Annotated in this window: 11 protein-coding genes; 2 read left to right on the top strand and 9 right to left on the bottom strand. The window is 74.9% G+C overall.

Annotation, left to right across the window (positions count from 1 at the left end; all coding sequences use genetic code 11):
* Positions 1-71: 71 nt before the first annotated feature.
* Entirely contained in the window at positions 72-842 is a 771-nt protein-coding gene (locus tag ACPOLB_RS04120; RefSeq protein WP_425260032.1) for a 3-hydroxybutyrate dehydrogenase, read from the bottom strand.
* A 72-nt stretch (positions 843-914) separates the two neighbouring features.
* Here ACPOLB_RS04120 and ACPOLB_RS04115 point away from each other — a divergent pair, with 72 nt between their 5' ends.
* Positions 915-1,805, top strand: coding sequence for an alpha/beta fold hydrolase (locus ACPOLB_RS04115; RefSeq protein ID WP_425260031.1), 891 nt, complete (start codon positions 915-917; stop codon positions 1,803-1,805).
* Between the two features lie 18 nt (positions 1,806-1,823).
* Positions 1,824-4,103: a RelA/SpoT family protein gene (locus ACPOLB_RS04110; protein WP_425260030.1), complete on the top strand. Its 2,280-nt coding sequence runs from the start codon at positions 1,824-1,826 to the stop codon at positions 4,101-4,103.
* Positions 4,104-4,120: 17 nt separating this feature from the next.
* Here ACPOLB_RS04110 and ACPOLB_RS04105 read toward each other — a convergent pair whose 3' ends face one another.
* The 8 genes from ACPOLB_RS04105 to ACPOLB_RS04070 all read right to left on the bottom strand — a co-directional run bounded on the left by ACPOLB_RS04105 (position 4,121) and on the right by ACPOLB_RS04070 (position 19,001).
* On the bottom strand, positions 4,121-5,998 hold the full coding sequence (locus tag ACPOLB_RS04105) for a DUF4157 domain-containing protein (protein ID WP_425260029.1): 1,878 nt from the start codon (positions 5,996-5,998) through the stop codon (positions 4,121-4,123).
* An 87-nt stretch (positions 5,999-6,085) separates the two neighbouring features.
* Positions 6,086-6,817 (bottom strand): hypothetical protein, encoded by a 732-nt coding sequence (locus ACPOLB_RS04100; protein WP_425260028.1) that lies wholly within the window; start codon positions 6,815-6,817, stop codon positions 6,086-6,088.
* A 4-nt stretch (positions 6,818-6,821) separates the two neighbouring features.
* Positions 6,822-10,589 carry a DUF6519 domain-containing protein gene (locus tag ACPOLB_RS04095; protein ID WP_425260026.1) on the bottom strand — a complete coding sequence of 1,256 codons (3,768 nt, stop codon included), beginning with the start codon at positions 10,587-10,589 and terminating at the stop codon, positions 6,822-6,824.
* A 25-nt stretch (positions 10,590-10,614) separates the two neighbouring features.
* Positions 10,615-13,005: a phage tail protein gene (locus ACPOLB_RS04090; protein WP_425260024.1), complete on the bottom strand. Its 2,391-nt coding sequence runs from the start codon at positions 13,003-13,005 to the stop codon at positions 10,615-10,617.
* Positions 13,002-15,647: a hypothetical protein gene (locus tag ACPOLB_RS04085; protein ID WP_425260022.1), complete on the bottom strand. Its 2,646-nt coding sequence runs from the start codon at positions 15,645-15,647 to the stop codon at positions 13,002-13,004. The genes ACPOLB_RS04090 and ACPOLB_RS04085 overlap by 4 nt, the downstream gene beginning before the upstream one ends.
* A complete protein-coding gene (locus ACPOLB_RS04080; RefSeq protein ID WP_425260021.1) occupies positions 15,644-18,319 on the bottom strand; it encodes a baseplate J/gp47 family protein in 2,676 nt (891 codons plus the stop codon). The genes ACPOLB_RS04085 and ACPOLB_RS04080 overlap by 4 nt, the downstream gene beginning before the upstream one ends.
* On the bottom strand, positions 18,316-18,717 hold the full coding sequence (locus tag ACPOLB_RS04075) for a GPW/gp25 family protein (protein ID WP_425260020.1): 402 nt from the start codon (positions 18,715-18,717) through the stop codon (positions 18,316-18,318). Before ACPOLB_RS04075 ends, ACPOLB_RS04080 begins: the two co-directional genes overlap by 4 nt.
* Positions 18,717-19,001 (bottom strand): hypothetical protein, encoded by a 285-nt coding sequence (locus ACPOLB_RS04070; RefSeq protein WP_425260019.1) that lies wholly within the window; start codon positions 18,999-19,001, stop codon positions 18,717-18,719. Before ACPOLB_RS04070 ends, ACPOLB_RS04075 begins: the two co-directional genes overlap by 1 nt.
* Position 19,002: the final 1 nt, after the last annotated feature.

Genomic DNA, 19,002 nt, shown 5'->3' with positions numbered 1-19,002 from the left:
CGGAACTGGCTCTGCCAGGCCGCTGGCGTCGCCCCCCTGGGGGGAGCGGCGAAGCCGCTACGGGGGGGGACCTACTGCGCCAGCCAGCCCCCGTCCATGTTCCAGGCCACGCCGAGCACGTTGTCGCCGGCGGGCGAGCACATGAAGACCGCCAGCTCGGCCAGCTGCTCGGGCGTGGTGAAGCGCAGCGACGGCTCCTTCTCGGCCAGCAGGTTGCGCTGGGCCTGCTCGACGCTGATGCCGCCGGCCGCAGCGCGGTCGTCGATCTGCTTCTGCACCAGCGGCGTCAGCACCCAGCCGGGGCAGATGGCGTTCACGGTGACGCCGCCGGTGGCGCATTCCAGTGCCGCTGCCTTCGTCAGGCCGACGATGCCGTGCTTGGCCGCCACGTAGGCGCTCTTGCCGGCCGAGGCCACCAGGCCGTGCGCGGATGCGATGTTGATCACCCGGCCCCAGCCGCGTGCCTTCATGCCCGGCAGCGCCACGCGCATCGCGTGGAAGGCCGAGCTGAGGTTGATGGCGATGATCGCGTCCCAGCGCTCCACGGGAAAGTCCTCGACCTGGGCCACGTGCTGGATGCCGGCGTTGTTGATCAGGATGTCGGGACCGCCGAGCTGCTCGCCGCACGCGCGCACCATGGCCTCGATCTGCGCCGGGTCGCGCATGTCGGCCCCGTGGTAGGCCACCGCCCCCCCCAGCGCCTTCACCTGCGCCACGGCGCCGTCCACGTCGCCGAAGCCGTTGAGCATGACCTTGGCGCCGTGGCGGGCCAGCGTCAGCGCCATGCCCAGGCCGATGCCGCTGGTGGAGCCGGTGACGAGGGCAGTCTTTCCTTGCAGCATGGGGTGCTCGTGCGGGTTGGTTAGGATGCCCGGATTATCGAACGCCCCGGCCCCTGGCCTGCCGACAGCACCATGACCCAGCCCCGCCTGCACCACGTGCCCTGCCTGGACTCGCGCGGCCTGCACCGCATGGCGTACTGGGAGTGGGGCGACCCGGCCAACCCGCGCGTGCTGGTGTGCGTGCATGGCCTGTCGCGCCAGGGCCGCGACTTCGACACGCTGGCGCGTGACCTCTGCGACAGCTACCGCGTCGTCTGCCCCGACGTGGTGGGCCGCGGCCGCAGTGACCGCCTGGGCGATCCGATGGGCTACGCCATCCCCGCCTACGTGGCCGACATGGTGACGCTGCTGGCGCGCCTGGGCACCGAGCAGGTCGACTGGGTCGGCACCTCGATGGGCGGCCTGATCGGGCTGGCCCTGGCCAGCCTCCCCGGGCCGGCGCCCAACCCGGTGCGCCGGCTGGTGCTCAACGACGTCGGCCCCACCATCCAGGCCGCCGCGCTGCAGCGCATCGGCACCTACCTGGGCCAGCCGGCGCACTGGCCGACGCTGGACGCGGCAGCCGACGCGCTGTGGGCCATCTCGCAGGGCTTCGGCCCGCACACGCGCGCACAGTGGCTGGAACTCACGCGGCCGCAGTTGCTGCCAGCCGATGGCCCCGACGGGGCGCCCGGCTTCAAGCCGCACTACGACCCGGCGATCGCGGTGTCGTTCCGTGCCATCACGCCCGAGATCGCCGCCGCCGGCGAGGCCATGCTGTGGCAGAGCTACGACCGCCTGACCTGCCCGACGCTGGTGCTGCGCGGCGCCGAGTCCGACCTGCTGTCGCCCGAGACCGCGCAGGCCATGACCCAGCGCGGCCCGCGTGCGCAGCTGGTCGAGTTCGCGGGCGTCGGCCACGCGCCGATGCTGGTGCAGCCCGAGCAGCGTGCGGCCGTGCGCAGTTTCCTGCTGGGGCCGTGACCAGGTGGTGAGCGCGCCATGAAGACGACCGCGCCCGGCGCCCAGGCCGCGGCGATCGTGCAGCTGGCCGACCAGGAAGCGCTGGACGCCGCACCGGCGGGCGGCGAGGACGGCGCCAGCGCGCTGGCACGCGCGCGCGCCTTCGCCGAGCCGCTGCTGGCCGGTCAGCTGCTGGACACCGGCGAGGACGCGCTGGCGCATGCCGACGGCGTAGCCGCCGTGCTGCAGGCCATCGGCGCTGCGCCCACCATGCGCGCCGCGGCCTACCTGGTCTACGCGGGCGACTACCTGCAGCGCCCGGAAGAGGTGGTGGCCAAGGCCTTCGGGCCGTCGTACGGCAGCCTCGTCACCTACACGCGCAAGCTGGTGCAGATCCAGCGTGCCGCGCGTGCGGCGCAGGTGGGGCCGGCACAGCGTGCCGAGCAGACCGAGCGTGTGCGCAAGATGCTGCTGGCCTTCAGCCGCGACCTGCGCGTGGTGCTGCTGCGCCTGGCCTCGCGGCTGCAGACGCTGCGCTGGTTCGCGGCCAGCAAGCAGCCGTGCCCGCGCGCACTGGCCGAGGAATCGGCCCAGGTGTTCGCGCCGCTGGCCAACCGGCTGGGTATCTGGCAGATCAAGTGGGAGATGGAGGACCTGTCCTTCCGCTTCCTGCTGCCCGACGACTACAAGCGCATCGCGCGGCTGCTCGACGAGAAGCGCACCGAGCGCGAAGCCGGCATCGAGGCCGTGCGGGCGCTGCTGGCGCAGCGGCTGGCCGATGCCGGCATCGCCGCCGACGTGCAGGGCCGGCCCAAGCACCTGCACAGCATCTGGAAGAAGATGCAGGGCAAGCAGCTCGACTTCAGCCAGGTGCTGGACGTGCGTGCGCTGCGGGTCGTCGTCGCCGACGTGCCCGCCTGCTACGCCGCGCTGGCGCGGGTGCACGAGTGCTTCCGTCCGGTGGACGGCGAGTTCGACGACTACATCGCCCGGCCCAAGCCCAACGGCTACCAGAGCCTGCACACCGTGGTGCGCGGCGACGACGGCCGGCCGATCGAGGTGCAGATCCGCACGCACGCCATGCACGAACACGCCGAGCACGGCGTGGCGGCGCACTGGATGTACAAGGAAGCCGGCGCACGCGGCTATGCCGGCGTCAGCGGGCTGAAGAGCGGTGGCGGCCCCGCCGCGGGCGACTTCGAGGAGCGCATCGCCGAGGCGCGCAAGGCCGTGCTGCGCGAGCTGCTGGCCTGGGAACGCGATTTCGCGCAGAGCGCAGCGCCGGCCGCGGCCGCAGCCGAAGCGCCTGTGCAGCAGGTCGACACCGGCGACCGCATCTACGTCTTCACGCCGCAGGCCACCATCATCGACCTGCCGCTGGGCGGCACGCCGGTGGACTTCGCCTATGCGCTGCACACCGACCTGGGCCACCGCTGCCGCGGCGCGCGTGTCGACGGCGCGATGGTGCCGCTGAACACCCCGCTGCAGTCGGGGCAGACGGTCGAGGTCGTCAGCGTGAAGGAGGGCGGCCCGTCGATGGACTGGCTCAACCCCGAGCTGGGCTACCTGAAGAGCCCGCGCTCGCGCAGCAAGGTGCGTGCGTGGTTCAACGCGCAGGCCCAGGGCCTGACCATCGCGCGCGGCCGCGAGCTGGTGGAGAAGACGCTGCAGCGCGAAGGCCGCACCGCGGTGAAGCTGGAGACGCTGGCCGAGCAGCTGGGCTTCAAGACCGCCGACGCGCTGTTCGAGGTGGTGGGCAAGGACGAGTTCTCGCTGCGCAACATCGAGAACCTGCTGCGCCCGGCCGAGCCCGACGGCGGCGCCGAGCCCGAGATCCACCTCAGCCGCGCGCGTGCCGACAGCGGCAAGGGCGGCGTGCTGGTGGTGGGCGTGGAATCGCTGCTGACGACGCTGCCGCGCTGCTGCCGGCCGGCGCCGCCCGACGCCATCGGCGGCTACGTCACGCGCGGCAAGGGCGTGGCCATCCACCGCCGCGACTGCAGCAACTTCCGCCACCTGCTGCAGCAGAGCCCCGACCGCGTGATCGAGGTCGCCTGGGGCCGCACGCAGGACGCGGTCTACCCGCTGGACGTGCTGATCGAGGCCGCCGACCGCCAGGGCCTGCTGCGCGACATCTCCGAGGTCTTCGCCAAGGAGAAGCTCAACGTCACCGGCGTCAACACGCAGAGCGTGAAGGACCGCCAGGGCGGCACGGCGTGGATGACCTTCACCGTGGAGGCGCCCGACGCCGCGCGGCTGGCGCAGGCGCTGGCGCACGTCGCGCGGGTGCCCGGCGTGCGCCACGCGCGGCGCAAGTAGCGCCGCCGGCCGCAGCCTCAGAGCCGGCGCGCCGGTGGGAAGGCGGCGTCGCGCAGGCGCGCCGGGCAGCCGCCCTCCACGAAGGCCGTGTCGGTGCGCTCGGGCGTGACGATGGTGCGTTGGCGCTCCACCTCGCGCGTGCGCGTCAGCACCACCTCCACGCGGCGCAGCTGCGGGTAGACCACGGCGGCGCGCTCGCCCGGCGTGCGCGCCCGGGCGAGCGCGGCCTCCACCGCCGGCGTGCGCTGGGCGGCTTCGTCGGGGTCGGTCGCGAACGCGTCGGCGGCGTGCGTGGCCTGGCGGTCGCCTTCCACCTCCACGCTGCCGCTGCCGTCGGCGGCGGGTTCGGTCAGCGTGTGGCGCTCGCTGCCGCCCTCGGCGGCCACGCCGGGCGGCAGACAGGCCGCGCCGCGCTCGCCGCAGGCCCCGCGCAGCCATGCCAGTGCGGCGTCGGCCCGCGCGGTGGACAGCGCGTCGTTGCCCTCGAAGCGGCCGTCCTCGGCACGCGAGCCCTCGGGTGACGCGAAGCCGCGCACGCTGGCGACCGCGAAGCCGTCGTCCAGCGCCGCGGTGATGGACGCCTGCTCGGCCGCGCTGCGGCGGCGGTCGATGCGCGACGACCAGTACGGGTAGTACAGGAAGTGCGTGCGGCGGTCGGTCTGCGGCACGCGCTCGGTGACCTCGCGGCGCGACTCGGGCACCGTGATGAGCTCGTCGCAGTCGTAGGCGGTGTGGCGGACCACGCGCTCGGTGACGCGGTCGCAGTCGGGCGCGGTGTTGCGCCCGCCGGGCGTGAACGAGAGTTCCAACCCGATGCTGCCGCTGCCGCCACCCCGGCTGTCCAGGTCTTCGCCGCGGCCACGCACGCCAATGCCGACGCGACCGGCCGGCGTGTTGAAGTCGGTGCCGAGGCTGCCTTCGGCGCCCGTGACGCGGCCCTCGGTGTCGACCGTCGCCTCTGCCGTGAGCCGGATGTTGACGGTGCCGATCTGCACCCGCGCTTCCAGCGTCGGCGTCAGCGACATGCCCGCCACCGCGCCCGCGATGTCGCCGCCCGACAGCGCCGCGGCACCGATGGCGCGCAGCACCTGTTCGGGCGCGTCGGCGGCCAGGCGCACGCTGCCCTCGGAAGCGCCTTCGCACCACTCCACCGTCATCCAGACCTCGCTGGTGTCGATGTCGACGTCGACGTCGGGCGAGCGCCTCGGGCGGCTGCCGGTCTCCGTCGTCACCCACTGGCGGCGGCGCACGCGGTAGCGCTGGCCGGTGCTGATGCGCACGATGCGTTCGTCGGCGCTGTCGCCGGGCAGCACTTCCTCGATGCTGTAGGGCTCGACCGGCGGCCGGGCGGTGCGGAACAGCGACGGGTCGAAGCGGAACGGGCTGCGCAGGTCACCGAGGTCGCGTGCCGGTCCGTCGCGCTGCACCACGGCGGCGTGGCCGGGCTGCGCCGGCACGGTCCGGCCGGCCAGCACGGCCGCCGCGGCGGCGTCGGCCGCGAGCTCGCCGCCTGCGTGCACGGGCCCGCCCTGGCCTTGCTGCAGCGTGTGCGCGAGTTCGTGCGCGATCAACCGCCGGCCGGCGCTGCTGCCAGGCTGGAACTGCCCCGGCGCGAAGGCCAGGTGGTTGCCCAGCGCGAAGGCCCGCGCCGACATCGCCGTGGTCGCCGCCTGTGCCGCGGCGTCGTGGTGCACGCGCACGTGCCCGAAGCTGCGGCCGAAGCGCGTTTCCATCCAGCGCTGCGTGCCGGCATCCAGCGGCTGCCCTGCGGTGGCCGCCAGCGCCTGCGGCCCGGCCGCCACGGCCTGCTGCGCGCAGCGCGGGCAGCTGCCGCCGCAGCTGCAGCGCAGGCGGCCGGCGTCGGTGCGGGTGGTCGGGCGTGCGGTCGGTCGCACTGCTGCGGCTGCTGCGCGGGCGGGCGCGGGTGCGGCGGCAGGGGCCGGCGCGCGGGTGTGCTGGCGGGACATGCCGTGGCAGCCGGTTCAGCGGGCGGGCTTCTTCCCGGACTTGGCCGGCTTTGCGGACCGCGCCGTTCCGGCCGTTCCAACCTTGCCGGCCGTGCCGGTGGACCGTGCCGTGGCGGCGGCCACCGGCGGCGCGGCCTTCGCGCGCAGCTGCAGCGTCTGCAGTTCGTTGTCGTTCAGCGCCACGTCCTTCACCGCCACCGCGCCGCTGGCCAGCGTGAACCCGGCGGTCTTGGCCGGCACCACGCTGGCGTCGCCGCGCTGCACGGCGACGCTGAGCTTCTCGTCGGCCCCCAGCTGCGCCTTGGTCTGCGCGTCCAGCACGAAGGCGTAGTAGCCCGCGTCGTCCACCGCCACCGGCGCCACGCCCGGCACGGCGCTGCCGTCGGCGCGCAGCAGCGTCACGCTGACGCGGCCGGCGGCACGGGCGGCGTCGTCGGTGACGCGGCCGTGCACCAGTGCGTCGGTCCTGGCCACCGGCGGCACGCGGATGGCCGCCACCTCGAGCTCGGTGTCGAGCACCGCCACGCGGTCGCGCAGCGTGCGCTCGGCGGTGGCCAGTGCGGCGAGGCGCACGTCGCCGGGGTCGCGCAGCGCCAGGCGCCGGCCTTCGGCCTGCAGCAGCAGCCGCGCCGCGAGCTGGAAGTCGCGGGTCTCGCCGACCAGCCGGCTGCGTTCGGCCTGCAGGCCTTCCACCAGTTCCTGCGTGTCGTTCTTGGCGCTGTCGGCGCCCTGGTTCAGGATGCGCATGGCGTCACTCCAGCGGTTTGAACAGCAGCGCCGTCGTCATGTTGACGCGCGCGCACAGCGACGACGGGAACAGCACCTGGTTGCCGGCCTGGATCTCGGGCATGCCCGGGTTCTGGTCGGTGGCGATGATGCAGTGGTCGCCCTGGTTGAACGAGGTGTTGTTGGCACGCACGGCCAGCGTGAACAGCGACATCAGCGACGACCGGTGCGCCTCGCGCAGCCGGTTGCCGGTGGCGCGCAGCGTGGTGCCGGCCACCAGCGCGTTGGCGAACACCGGCGTGGCCTGCTGGCTCACCGACTGGTTGTCCTGATAGGCCACGTCGTCGAGCGAATACACCAGGTGGCAGGCCGTGGCCGCGTTGGCGGGGCCGGTCTGCGACTGGTTGTGGTTGAACATCGTCATGCCCAGCGGCAGCAGCGTCTGCGCCGCCGCCGGCCGCGCCACGGCCACGGCCACCGGCTGCACCCGGGCGCGCTGGTTCATGCCCAGGTTGCCGGTGGACGCTGTCTCGCGCACCGGTGCCGGTGCGGGCGCCGGCGCCACCACGTCGCTGCCGCCCACCGCGCTGCTGCCCGGGCGCTTCAGGTCCTGGCCTGCGCCGGCCTCCTGCACGCCGGCCAGGTTGAACACGAACACCGTGCCCGCTGCGCGTTCGAAGGCCGTGGCGCCGGCCCAGGCGCTGGCGAAGTGGTTGTCGTTCACCATCAGCGGGCCCATCGCGGCGGCCCGCAGCGCGCAGCCCACGGGCTGGCTCACGGTGTTGTCCATCACGCGCGCCGCCGGCCGCGAGCCGGTGGTGGCGGTGCCGCCCTGCAGCGTGGCCAGGTTGCCGAAACTGGTGACCAGCCCCAGCACGATGCCGCCACGCTGGCCGGGCACCAGCGCCACACGCGTGCCGGTGGGCACGCTGCCGTGGTTCAGCACCTGGTTGTGGTGGATGTCGACGTCTTCGCCGTACTGCACGAAGATGCCGCAGGCCGGGTCGAGCGCCGAGCGCCCGTTGCCCTCGATGCGGTTGCCGGCGATCAGCGCGTCGTCCACCAGGCCCAGCGAGATGCCGCCGACGCCGCGCACCAGCACCTCCTGGCGCAGCGCGCTGTCGAAGGGCTGGCGCAGGTTGCCCTGCAGCACGTTGTCGCGCACCACCAGGCCCACCACCGGGCAGCCCAGCAGCGCACGTGCGGCGTCCACCGCGCGCACGTTGGTGCTCAGCCGCGTGGCCGTGGCCGCAGCCGGTGTGGCGGCCACCGACGGCGGCACGCCGATGCCCGACAGCCCCATGCCGCCGACGTGGTTGCGCTCGATCGCGATCGTGTACAGGAAGCCGTCGTCGGCCTCGGCCGGCGCGGGCTCGTCCTCGAGCTTCACCGTCAGCGTCCAGACGCCGTTGTCGCGCCGCTGCGCGTCGATGCCGGCGATGCGCAGGCCCACCGCGCCTTCGTCGACACGGTAGGTGCCGGCCGTGAGCCCGAAGCCGAACTCGCCCTGCGCATTGCTGACCTGCGGCGGGCGCGCGATGCCGGCGACGAGCGGCGTCAGCGTGATCTGCACGCCCGCCAGCGGCTTGCCGTCGGGGCCGAACACGGTGCCCAGCAGCTTGGCGTCGCGGTCGGTGATCTCGAAGCTGAACGCGGGCGGCGGGTCCGTCCCATCGCCCTCCGGCGCCGCCAGCGCGCCCAGCGTGATGCCGTTGCCGGCGCCGCCGACCACCGTGTTCTCCAGCACCCGCACGCGCTCGCTGCCGCCGCCGATCTGGATGCCGCCCAGCGCGCGGTCGGGCGGCGCGGTGGCGGCCGCCAGGCGCAGCAGCGGCAGCGCCACGGCCCAGACCTGGTCGATGTAGGCCACCAGCCGCCGCGGGTGCGCCAGCACCAGGTCGAGCGTGGCGCAGGGGTCGGTGGGGTCCACCGGATCGGGGCGGTCGGGCTGCTCGATCGGCGGCGTCTCGCGGTGCGGCTGCAGCCGGATGTCGTTGCGTTCGATCAGGCTGTCGTCGCCGGCCAGGTAGATGCCGACGCCGCCGCCTTGCCGGTCGAGCATGCGGATGCGGTTGTGGTGCACGTGCAGGCCGGCAACAAAGCGCGCACGCACGGCGTTGCCGGCGGCCAGCATGCGGTGGTGGGCGATCTCGATGTCGCGCGTGGTGCCCGGCTTGCTGCCTTCCACCACCACGGCACTGCCTGTCAGCGTGGCCAGGTCCATGTGCAGCAGCTGGATGTCGCTGCAGTCGTGCACGTGGAAGATCGGGCGCGAGGCGCCGTCGTCGCGCGGCACCACCTTGGTCTGCACGCCGCAGCCGCGCACGGTGACGTGCTGGCGGCCGCGCAGCACGGTGTTGGTGCTGTGCAGGCCGGGCAGCAGGCAGATCTCGCCGCCGGCGGCCGGCAGGTGGCGCACGGCGTCCTCGATGCGGTTGAAGTCGCCGAAGCTGGTGCGGCCGTCGCCGACGTTGAAGGTGCAGCAGATCTTCTGGTTGGTCAGCGGTCGGAAGGGGCGGCGGCAGTCCTCGATCCCGCCGTCCTCGAAGCGCACCGCGCGCGCCGCGTTCCACGTGATCTCCGCCAGCGCCACGCGCCGCAGCGCCGGGCCCTGTGGCGGCGCGTCGGTCGGCCACGGCGGCTGGGCGAAGCTGGCGCCGGCCGCCCGCACCGGGAAGGCCCAGAAGTCGCCCGGCCGGTAGTTGCCGCCGGTGTCGGGCTCGAACGCGAGCTGGATGCCCGCGTGCAGCGGCACCGGCGCGCCGTCGGGGAAATCGGCCACGCGCGCGATGCCGTTCCACAACCGGAAGAACGCGGTCGCAGGCGCTGCCGCGGGCCACGCGCCCTGCAGGTTCACGAGTGCCAGCTGGCCGTCGCCGGCCGGGCTGGCGTCGGCCGTGCAGGCCACGCGCCAGGCGCCGAGTGCAGCGTCGAACTGCAGCGCCTCCAGGTGGAATTGCGCCAGCCCGCTGAAGGCGATGGCCTGCATGTTGGCCGTGATGTCCACCGTGCCCGTGGCCGGCAGCGCCCCCGGCGTGAAGCTGCCGCGGCCGACGAGGCCGCCGTTGAACTGGCTCCACTTGAAGCGCGCCTGGCCGGGCGCTGCCGGGTCGGGCTCGGCGATCTCGATGCGGTACAGGAAGTGCTCGAGCCCGGTGTAGCCGCCGCCGGCCTCCAGCGGGCAGTCGCCGCCCACCACCAGCGTCGGCGCGGGCGACACCGTGAGGCGGCCGGGCTCGGGGTCGGACAGCGCGGCCACCGCGCTGCAGTCGTCGTCGGCGCCCAGGCGCAGCAGCCGCGCGCTGGCGAAGGCGCGCGTGCGCGTGGTGGTGTCGGGGCCGCCGAGCGCGGGTTCCAGCAGCTCGGTGGCCTGGAAGGCGCTGACCGTGTCTTCCCACACCTCCAGCAGCACCGCGTCGCGCGTGCCGGCCACGATGCTGGCGGTGCCGGTCGCCGGCGCCAGCGGCGGCGCCAGGTAGTGCGCGTGCAGCGTGGTGGTGGCGCCCTGCGACAGCAGCAGGCCGCTGGCCCAGGCGTGCCCCGGGCCCAGCGTGAGCTGCACGTGGTCGCCGTCGACCTGGGCGGCCAGCACCTGGAACGCGGCCGGTGCGGCCTGCGGCACGGCCAGCACGTGCAGGCCGAAGGCGTCGGCGGCGGCCCGGGCCTGCCAGCGGGCGTCGATCTGCGCCTTGGCGTTCCAGTCCTGGTCCAGCAGCACGCGGCCCTGCTGGTGCAGCACGCCGCTCCAGGGGGGGTCGCGGTCGAGGGGGAAAGTCGAGAAGTCGCCCTTCATGGCTGCACCTTCGTTGGTGGGTTCGTCACGTGACAGGCACCAGCAGCGCACGCCGCGCCAGCGGCATGAACTCGCGCAGGCGGATGCCGATGTTCTTCCAGCGGTGCGTGTTCAGCAGGAAGCCGAAGGCACCCATCTCGTCGTCGCCGGGACCGGCTTCGCGCAGCCGCTCGTCGCAGCTCCAGGCCAGCTGCGCGTAGCCGGGCGCGCCGAACTGCTGCGCGGTGAAGCGCAGCAGCGCGGGCGCTGATGCAGGCCCGGCCGAACCTTGCCCGAACAGGCAGGCCACGTGCTGCGGCAGGCGGTCGTCCACGCCGCTGAGCCAGCTGTGGCGGATGCAGCTGCCCGGTGCGTTCGGTGCGGCCAGCGCGCCGTGGCTGTCCTGGTTGTCGTGCACCTGCAGCGCGTGCACGAAGATGCCGCCGCTGCCACGGGCACGTTCGACGCGGCAGCGGCCGAACACCGTGAGCCCGTCGAACACCAGCGGCGGCCCCCAGCCGGGCTCGGTGCCGATGGCCAGCTGCGGCGCGGCCGCCTCGGTGCCGCTGCCGGCGTCGACGATGCAGGCCTGCAGCGCGAGCGTGTAGCCCGGGCCCACCGGCAGCGCGCCGCTGATGCAGCGGCGCAGCACCAGCGCGGGCACCTGCGCGAAGTCGCGGGCTTCGTCGGCATCGGTCAGGCCGTAGGCGTCGTCGAGCGCGAGTGCCGGCCACAGCGGCGCGCGGCCGCCGGCGGCGCTGCCGTCGAGCACGCGGCCGCCGCCGGGGTCGAGCGTGCAGCCGTCGAAGACCAGGCGGTTCAGCGCCGCCTGCTCCACCAGCGCAGCACCGGCCGGGAAGCCCGGCGCGCGCGTCAGCGTCAGGCCCTGGAACAGCACCTCGGCCCGGGCCTGCGCGGCCAGATCGGCCGTGATGGCCGCTGGCCGCAGCCGCAGCGGGCGCACCAGCCGCACCGTGGGGCTGGCGCCGTCGACGGCGCGGATGGACAGCGGCATCGCCAGCCGCAGGTGGAAGCCGGCCCCGTCGACGCCGATGCCGGCGATGGCCGCGGGGTCGAGCACGTGCGTGCCGCTGTCGGCGATCTCGATCTGCAGCGGCTCGGTGCGGCTGCCCAGGCCAGCCAGAGCGGCGGCCAGCACGTCGGGTCCGTCGGCGATGTGGATGCGCAGCACCGGGCCCGCCTGCAGTTCGGGCGGCGGCGGGTGCGGCACGGGCTGCGCGCCAACCGGGCCGGAGAAGCCGTGCGTGGCCGAGACCCACAGCCCGTCGGCCAGCGGCTCCGCCGCGTCGCCCGGCAGCGCGCCGCCCACGCCCGCCACCATGCGGCCGGTGGCCGGGTCGATGGCGATCTCGTGCAGGCGCAGCGGCGGCACGAGCCCGCTTTCCCACGCGCAGAGGTTGGCGCCGCGGAAGGTCCACGGCGTGCCGGCAAAGGGCACGGCCGGCACGTGCAGCACGAGGCCGGGTGCGTCGTCCGCAGGCTCGGGCGGGTGCGTGCCCGCGTAGGGCAGCACCTGCACGCAGGCCTCGGGGCGGCCGGCCGGCGCGCCGGTGGTCAGCCGCGCGCGGGGCATCGGGTGCGGCACGGCGTCGGCGTCGGCGAGGTCGGGCGGCTCGTCGTCGGCGCGGTAGCGGTGCGTGTTGAACAGCTGCATCGGCTCGCCGCAGGGGTGCAGGTCGAAGCGCACGGCGAACGGCGCGCTGCCGGGCAGCAGCGACAGCACCACTTCGCGGCGCGCGGGCATGGCCACCGGCACCTGGTAGTCGGCCAGGCGCCACAGGAACACGCCCAGGTTGGGCAGGTTGGGCGCGGCGCGGGCCGGACCGTCGGGCGCGCCCAGCGGCGGCGGGCGCAGGTCGGCGGTGCGGGCGAAGGGGTCGAACGGGCCGTCGACCAGCGACAGCCAGCCCGGCGCGCGCAGCGCCGCGGTGCCGCCGCGCACCGGGTGGCGCGGGTCGGCGTCGGGCGCGGTCTGCCAGGGTGGGGTGCCGCCCCTGTCGGGCCGCAGGTGGTTCAGGTGCTGCATCCAGCCCAGGCGGTCGCGCAGTTCCACCGCATGCACGGCCCAGCCCGACAGCGCATGCACCTGCGATTCGACCGCGCCCGGCGTGCCCTTGCGGCGGCGGTGGTACACGGTACGGGCCACGTCCGCGCGCAGCGTGCGCGGGTCGCCCTTCAGGTGGCTGGTGCCCACGAGGTCGGCGAGGTAGGGCACGACCCAGGGTGCGCAGGTCTCGATGAAGAGATCGTCGTATTGCGCCTCGACCCGGTCGCGCAGCGCGCTGAAGACGCTGTCGATGGCGTCCACCAGCGCCTGCAGCTGGCCCGGCGGCACCTGTTCGGTGTCGCGCAGGCGCAGGATCTCGGGCAGGCGGTCGTACAGGCGCGGCGCCAGCGGGGTGTCGGGCACGTTCATCGCGGGGCTCCGGTGGCGATCCATGCGACGGTCAGGTCGTCGGCATGCAGCGCGAGCAGGCTGTCTTCAGGGCAGCGCAGACCCAGGTCGGTGGCGACGAGGGCCTGGCCGGCGGTGCCGCGGTTGCTGCCACCGCGACGGTCCAGCCGGCCCGCGGCGGCCAGCGCGGTGAGTTCGACCCACACCACGCCCGGCACCTGCTGCACGCGGCCGACGAGCTGCGAGCCGTGCACGTCCTGTCCGAACTGCCGGGCGCGCCAGTCGAAGACGCCGCCGGTGGGCGGGTCGTCCAGCGCCACCGCGTCGGTGCCGGCACCCAGGGCCAGCTGCACGGCCGGCAGCAGGTCGGCGCTGCGCAGGCGGGCGTCGTGGCCGATGCGCAGGCTCAGTTGCACGAAGCGCCGGTTCCCCAGCTCCAGCCGCAGCGCGCACTGCGCCGGCCCGCGTGCAGCAAAGGCGGCACGCAGCGCGGCGTCGAGCGCGCTGCGGTCGGCGCTGGCGAGGCCGTCGGTCAGCACCGTCAGCACCAGCAGCGGCGCGCCATCCACCAGGTCCCAGCGCGCACGCGCCTTCAGCACACCGGGCAGGCTCTGCGCCTCGGTCTCGCAGTCGGCCAGGCTGACGATGCGGCCCAGGCTCTGCAGGCTGCCGGGTGCGGCCAGGCGCATGCTGCTGGCGGGTTCGGGCGCAGCGCCGCCGGTGACGGGCTCGGGCAGCAAGGCCTTGTCGAAGCCCGTGAAGCGCGGCTTGGCCGAGACGCTTGCACCGGCCTGCAGCGGCCCGCGGCTGCCGCTGCCGGTGCGCCAGCGGGCGCTGACGTTGCCGCGCCCGCTGGGCACGCGCGCGCCGTGCACGCCGTCGCCGAACTGCACCACGCTCTTGCCGTCGGGGCCGTCGCGCACCACGTAGACGGTGTCCAGCGGCCCGCTGTCGAAGAAGCTGTCCACGCGCTGCCACAAGCGACCGTCGACACGCACCTCCAGCTCGGGCTGCTGCGGCGGCGACACCTCGGGGGCGAGCAGCCAGGTCAGCGGCGCCTTCGGCAGCGTGTAGCTGGCGAAGCTGGCGCGGCCGTCGCCGTCGCCCAGCACCGTGTCGGGCACCGTCTGGCCTTCGCTGGCCTGCACCAGGTTGCCGTGCACGGTGACGCCAGGTGCTTCGTGCGGGTACAGCGCGTAGGTGCAGGGGCGGTCCAGGGTCACCGTGTAGCGCGGCTCGCCGCTGGCGGCCTGCTGCACCTGCTGCACCCGAGCGCTGGCCGGGCCCGTGGGCTCCAGCAGCAGCAAGGTGCGGTCCTGCAGGTGGGCGGCGTCGGCGGCGCTGCCGTAGAAGTCGAGCTGGTGGCCGCTGGTGGCGCTGGTGGGCACGGGCGCGGCGCGCAGCGCGAAGGCCGCACCCTGCACCGCGTGCACGGTGATCTCGCGCACGTCGGCCCGGTTGTAGGGGATGCTGCCTTCGGCCGTTCCTTCGGTGATGGCCAGGTCGGCGTCGAGGGTCAGCACGCTGCTGGCGCCCGACTGGCCGCCCCAGTCCAGCGTGCGGCTGTCGACCTGCTGCACCCCGCGCGCCAGCACGCGCTGCACGCCGCTGCGGCCCCCTTGCAGCGTGACCTGCACCAGCACCGTGGTGCCGGCGACGATGGCCGTGGCGGCGGAGGCCAGCGGCAGCTGCCGCGGCGCCAGGTCGGGCTGCACGTCGGCCGTGTGGGTGCGGTCGAGCAGGCGCTGGAAGCCCACCGCCTGCGGCGTGGCGCGCCCCTGGGCGCCGACCACCACGCGCACGGCCGGCGCGTCGTGCCCGGCGTGGCGGGCCGGTGCGCCCAGCTTCCACGCCACCAGCTGCGCCGCCGAGGTCGTGCGCGGCGGCGCGCGGCGGCCGGCGGCGCCGAACACGGCGAACCGGGGCAGGGCGTCGTCCAGCGCCTGCAGGCTGCCCTTGGTCTGCACGTGCTGCACGCCGTGGGCCTGCCAGGCCTGCTCCACCTCCAGCACCTGCGTGTGCGCGTAGGCCGCGTTGGCGGCCGGTCCCACGGGCAGGCCGACCAGCAACCGGTCGCCGGCCCGCAGCGCCGGCCCATCGGCGACTGCCAGCTGGAACTGCCGCTGGCCGTTGACGATGGCCGGCACGCGCCGCGGCCGGTAGAGGTGGAAGGCCGACAGCGCCGGCACCGCGGTGACGGCCGCCCGCGTCTCGAACGTGGCCGGCGCATCGGCGCCTTCCAGCTGCGCGTTCAGCGCCAGGCCGGCCGGCACGGTGACCGGCGCCGTGCCCTTCACCGCCAGCGCGAAGCGCGCCATGCCGCCGATGCCCGGCGCCGGCCGGTAGCCCAGCAGCCGCACCAGGCCGAGCACGCTGTCGTCCAGCGTCGCCGTGCGCAACAGGCACTCGTTGGCGTAGGCGTCCTGGTACAGCGCCAGCACGTCGCCGACGAGCGCCGCGCCTTCCACCAGCGCGATGCCGGGGTCGTCGCTGCCGCGGTGCGTCCAGGCCGCGAGCGCGGGATGCGCGTCGATCAGCCCCAGCATGTGGGCGCGCATGCTGGCGTAGTCGCCGATGCGGTAGCCGATGCGGGGCAGTGCCGGGCGGTTGAACAGCAGGCGGGGGAAGCCGGGGGCCGGTGTGCAGTCGTTGTCGCAGCTCATCGCCGGCCTCCCGCGATGTCGAACGCGATGCGGCCGCGTTCCAGGTGGTCGGGGTCGCCCGCGACCTGCAGGATCTCGAAGTCGCCGATCGGCAGCACCTGCTCGGTGGTGGCGGGCAGGGTGTCGAGGTCGATGACCACCGGCGAAGCAACTGCAACTGCCCCGCCTGCGCCCGGGTGCAGGCGCCGCATGTGCAGCTGCGTCACGCGCTCGACACCGGACACGGCCAGCGCGCGGCCGATCAGCTGGCTGGCGTGCAGCGGCTGGCCGAAGGTCCAGTCGTCGGGGTGGAACAGGCCGCGGCGCCCCCAGGGCAGCGGCGGGTGCGCCGGCAGGTCGGCATCGCTGAAGGCCATCTCCAGCTCGGCGCGCAGGTCCTCGATCCAGACGTCGGCGCGCGCACACAGCGCCAGGTGGATGTCCAGCGGCACCGGCACGGCCGCGCGCAGCTCGATGTCGTCGCCGATCAGGCGCACGGCGTCGAGCGCCCGCGCGATGCGTGCGCGCAGCGCGGGCGTGAGCGCGCCGCCGCCGACGGGGTCGATGGCCACGCGCACCACGCGCCAGCTGCCGCTCCAGGCGTGGCGGGCGCGGGCGTGGGCCACGCCGGGCACGCGTTCGGCCTGCGCCGCCACGTCGGCCAGCGTCACCGCGCGCAGCTGCAGCCGGCGGTAGGCCTCGGGCGCGCGGCGCTGCAGCGACGACACGGGCTCGGGCGCACGGCCGTCGGTCACGTCGAAGGGGTTCCAGACCCGGCGCACGCTGCCGCCGGGGCTGCTGCAGCGGGTCAGCACGTCGGCGCCGACGTTGCCGGACTGGCCCTGGCCGCTGCGCCACGCCGCGGTGACGGTGGCGCCGGCCGGCAACGCACGGCCGTGGATGCCGTTGCCGAAGCGCAGCTGGGCGGTCTGGTTCTCGTGCACCTCGACGATGAAGTGCTCCTCGTCGTCGCGGCTGTCGATGAGGTCGGCGCGCTCGGTCCACGGGCCGGCGAAGCCCTGCACCTGCACCACCAGCGTCGAGCGCGGCGGCGTCAGGCCGTCCGGCGGCGTCGCGCGCCACGCCAGCACGCCGGCCGCGGCCGGGAAGCTGCACAGCACCGCGTCGTCCACGGACTGCGGGCCTTCCTGCCGGCGGCGGCGCAGCCAATGGCCGTGGTGCAGGGCGCGCAGGCGGTCGTCGTCGGGCGGCGGCAGCGCCGCGCCGGGCGGCAGGAAGCGCGTCTCCTGCGGCCGCCCCTGCGTGACGTGCAGCAGGTTGCCGTGGAACAGCGCCAGGTCGCGCTGCAGCGTGCCGTTGCAGTCGGCCACGAAGCAGAAGGTCTGCGCGAGCGCGTCGTCGTCGACCCAGTGCACGCGCACGAACCACGCGCCGGTGACGGGGTCCTGCAGCAGTTCGGTGCGCGCGCCCGGCGGCCGCAGGCGCAGCAGCTGGCGCCGTGCCAGGCTGCGGCCGGCGGGTGCGCCGGTGGCCGGGTTCAGTGCTTCCTCGAGCAGCAGCTGCTCGACGCGCGTGTCGAGGTCGGCGTCGGCCGTGCCCTGCAGCGTGCTGGCGTGTTCCAGCAGCGCCTGCAGGCCCTGCGCCGATGCCAGCGTGGCGGGCCCGGGCAGCACGAGGTCGGCGCTGGTGCTGCCGGCGGCCAGCGCGGTGACGCTGTCGCCCCAGGTGTACAGGTGCAGCGTGTTCAGCGCGGCGAAGACCCGCCGGCGCCAGCGCGCGGCGTCGTGCGGCAGCGCGAAGACCACGGCCCCGGGGTGGCGCCAGGTGCTGCCGTCGCCGCCCTCGCTGGTGTCGCCGCTGTTCCACACCGCCCACTCGTCGAGGTTGCCGCCGGGGTCGTTGCCGAGCGCCGGCAGGTCCACCGCGTCGCCGTCCACCTGCACGGCCACCCAGGTGCTGGCCTGGTTGCCCTGGTGCAGGTGGTAGTCGACCAGCCGGCCGTGGCGTGCGAGAGAGACCCGCTTGCGCGCGGTGACGATGCTGCGCTCGGCCACCACGCGGTCGTGGTGGTCGGCCAGCTCGTCGGCCTGCGCGGCGATCAGGTCGATCAGCGTCTGGTCGAGATCGGCTTCGCTGGTGGGCTGCCAGCCGGGCACGCGGTCGGCCATCGCCGTCATCAGCAGGTGGCGGAAGCTGTCGTAGTCGCGCGTGAGGGTGTCGATGGCCGGGGGCGGTGGCGCCGGCGTGGCGCGGCCGTAGCCCGGCGCGCAGGCGAGGTTGAAGCAGCCGGGGCGGAACTTGAACGGCAGGCGGTTGAACAGCGGGTCCACGGCCCGGGGCAATGCGTCGTCGGGCGCGGCCAGGCCCACGGCCGTGGTGGACAGCACGTAGCTGCTGTGGTCGCCCACCGGCGCCACCTTCAGCCGCAGGCCGTCGGGGCGGCCGTCGGGGTGCGGATGCACCTCGGTCACCTGCACCAGCCCGGGCGCGCTGCCGGCCCGCACGCGCACGCCGCCGCTGACGCGCCAGGCCGCCACCGGCGGCAGCGCGGCCAGGCCGTTGGTGTTGTGGAACTCCAGATCCAGCCACGCGAACGCCGGCGGCGTGGCCGCGTCGAGCGTCACGACGACCAGCCGCAGCCCGTTGTGGCCCGTGGCCGCGAGGTCGCGGGCGCGGTCGGCCAGGCGCTCTTCGCTCAGCACGGCGCCCGCCGCGGCTGTGAGGGCCGTCATGGCCGGTTCCCCGGCTGCTGCCGCAGCGAGATGGCGTGCACCGCGCCGCTGGCGCGCACGCGGTAGCGCAGGTCCACGCGCAGCGTGCTGTCGTCGGCGGCGACGTCGAGCGCCTCGACGACGATGCGCTCCTGCAGCCAGCGGCTCAGCGCCTGCGTCACCGCGGCCTTGGCGAGCGCGGCGCTGACGGGGTCGTTGCGCTCGAACACCAGCCGCTTCAGGCCGGCGCCGAAGCTGGGCAGGAAGGGGCGTTCGCCCGGGGCCGTCAGCAGCAGTTGCAGGATCTCGCCGCGCACATGGTCGTCCAGCGTGGCCGGCGCGGCGGTGCGGCCGTCGCTGCCGATGTGGAACGGGAATGCCAGGTGGCGCCCGGCGTGGGGGGTGCTTCCGGTGGTCATCAGGGTTTCTCCACCAGGTCGAAGGCCGCGTCGTGGCGGTGGTCGCCGGCAAGGCCTTCGGCCTGCTGCAGCGTGCTCACCAGGTCGTCGCGGTGCACGTACAGGTAGCGCAGCACGCCCTGCGCGATGGCGGCGAAGAGGATGCGGCGGTCTTCCGCGCCCTGCGTGGGCAGCGGCTCGCCGCGCGCGAGCTGCCACTGCTCGCGCATGGCCGTCTCGATGTAGGCCGTCATCGTGTCGTTGCCGATGCTGGTGTGGTTGCCGGCGCGCAGCGGGTTGGCCATG

The sequence above is a fragment of the Rubrivivax soli genome, from assembly GCF_049810355.1.
GTDB lineage: Bacteria > Pseudomonadota > Gammaproteobacteria > Burkholderiales > Burkholderiaceae_C > Rubrivivax.
Note: the sequence above shows the minus strand (reverse complement) of the source record. Positions and strands in the feature narration are given on the sequence as shown.

What these genes read in the sequence shown, in the direction of transcription:
- ACPOLB_RS04120 (WP_425260032.1), bottom strand. Translation starts at nt 842, where the DNA reads ATGCTGCAAGGAAAGACTGCCCTCGTCACCGGCTCCACCAGCGGCATC.
- ACPOLB_RS04115 (WP_425260031.1), top strand. Translation starts at nt 915, where the DNA reads ATGACCCAGCCCCGCCTGCACCACGTGCCCTGCCTGGACTCGCGCGGC.
- ACPOLB_RS04110 (WP_425260030.1), top strand. Translation starts at nt 1,824, where the DNA reads ATGAAGACGACCGCGCCCGGCGCCCAGGCCGCGGCGATCGTGCAGCTG.
- ACPOLB_RS04100 (WP_425260028.1), bottom strand. Translation starts at nt 6,817, where the DNA reads ATGCGCATCCTGAACCAGGGCGCCGACAGCGCCAAGAACGACACGCAG.
- ACPOLB_RS04095 (WP_425260026.1), bottom strand. Translation starts at nt 10,589, where the DNA reads ATGAAGGGCGACTTCTCGACTTTCCCCCTCGACCGCGACCCCCCCTGG.
- ACPOLB_RS04090 (WP_425260024.1), bottom strand. Translation starts at nt 13,005, where the DNA reads ATGAACGTGCCCGACACCCCGCTGGCGCCGCGCCTGTACGACCGCCTG.
- ACPOLB_RS04085 (WP_425260022.1), bottom strand. Translation starts at nt 15,647, where the DNA reads ATGAGCTGCGACAACGACTGCACACCGGCCCCCGGCTTCCCCCGCCTG.
- ACPOLB_RS04080 (WP_425260021.1), bottom strand. Translation starts at nt 18,319, where the DNA reads ATGACGGCCCTCACAGCCGCGGCGGGCGCCGTGCTGAGCGAAGAGCGC.
- ACPOLB_RS04075 (WP_425260020.1), bottom strand. Translation starts at nt 18,717, where the DNA reads ATGACCACCGGAAGCACCCCCCACGCCGGGCGCCACCTGGCATTCCCG.
- ACPOLB_RS04070 (WP_425260019.1), bottom strand. Translation starts at nt 19,001, where the DNA reads ATGGCCAACCCGCTGCGCGCCGGCAACCACACCAGCATCGGCAACGAC.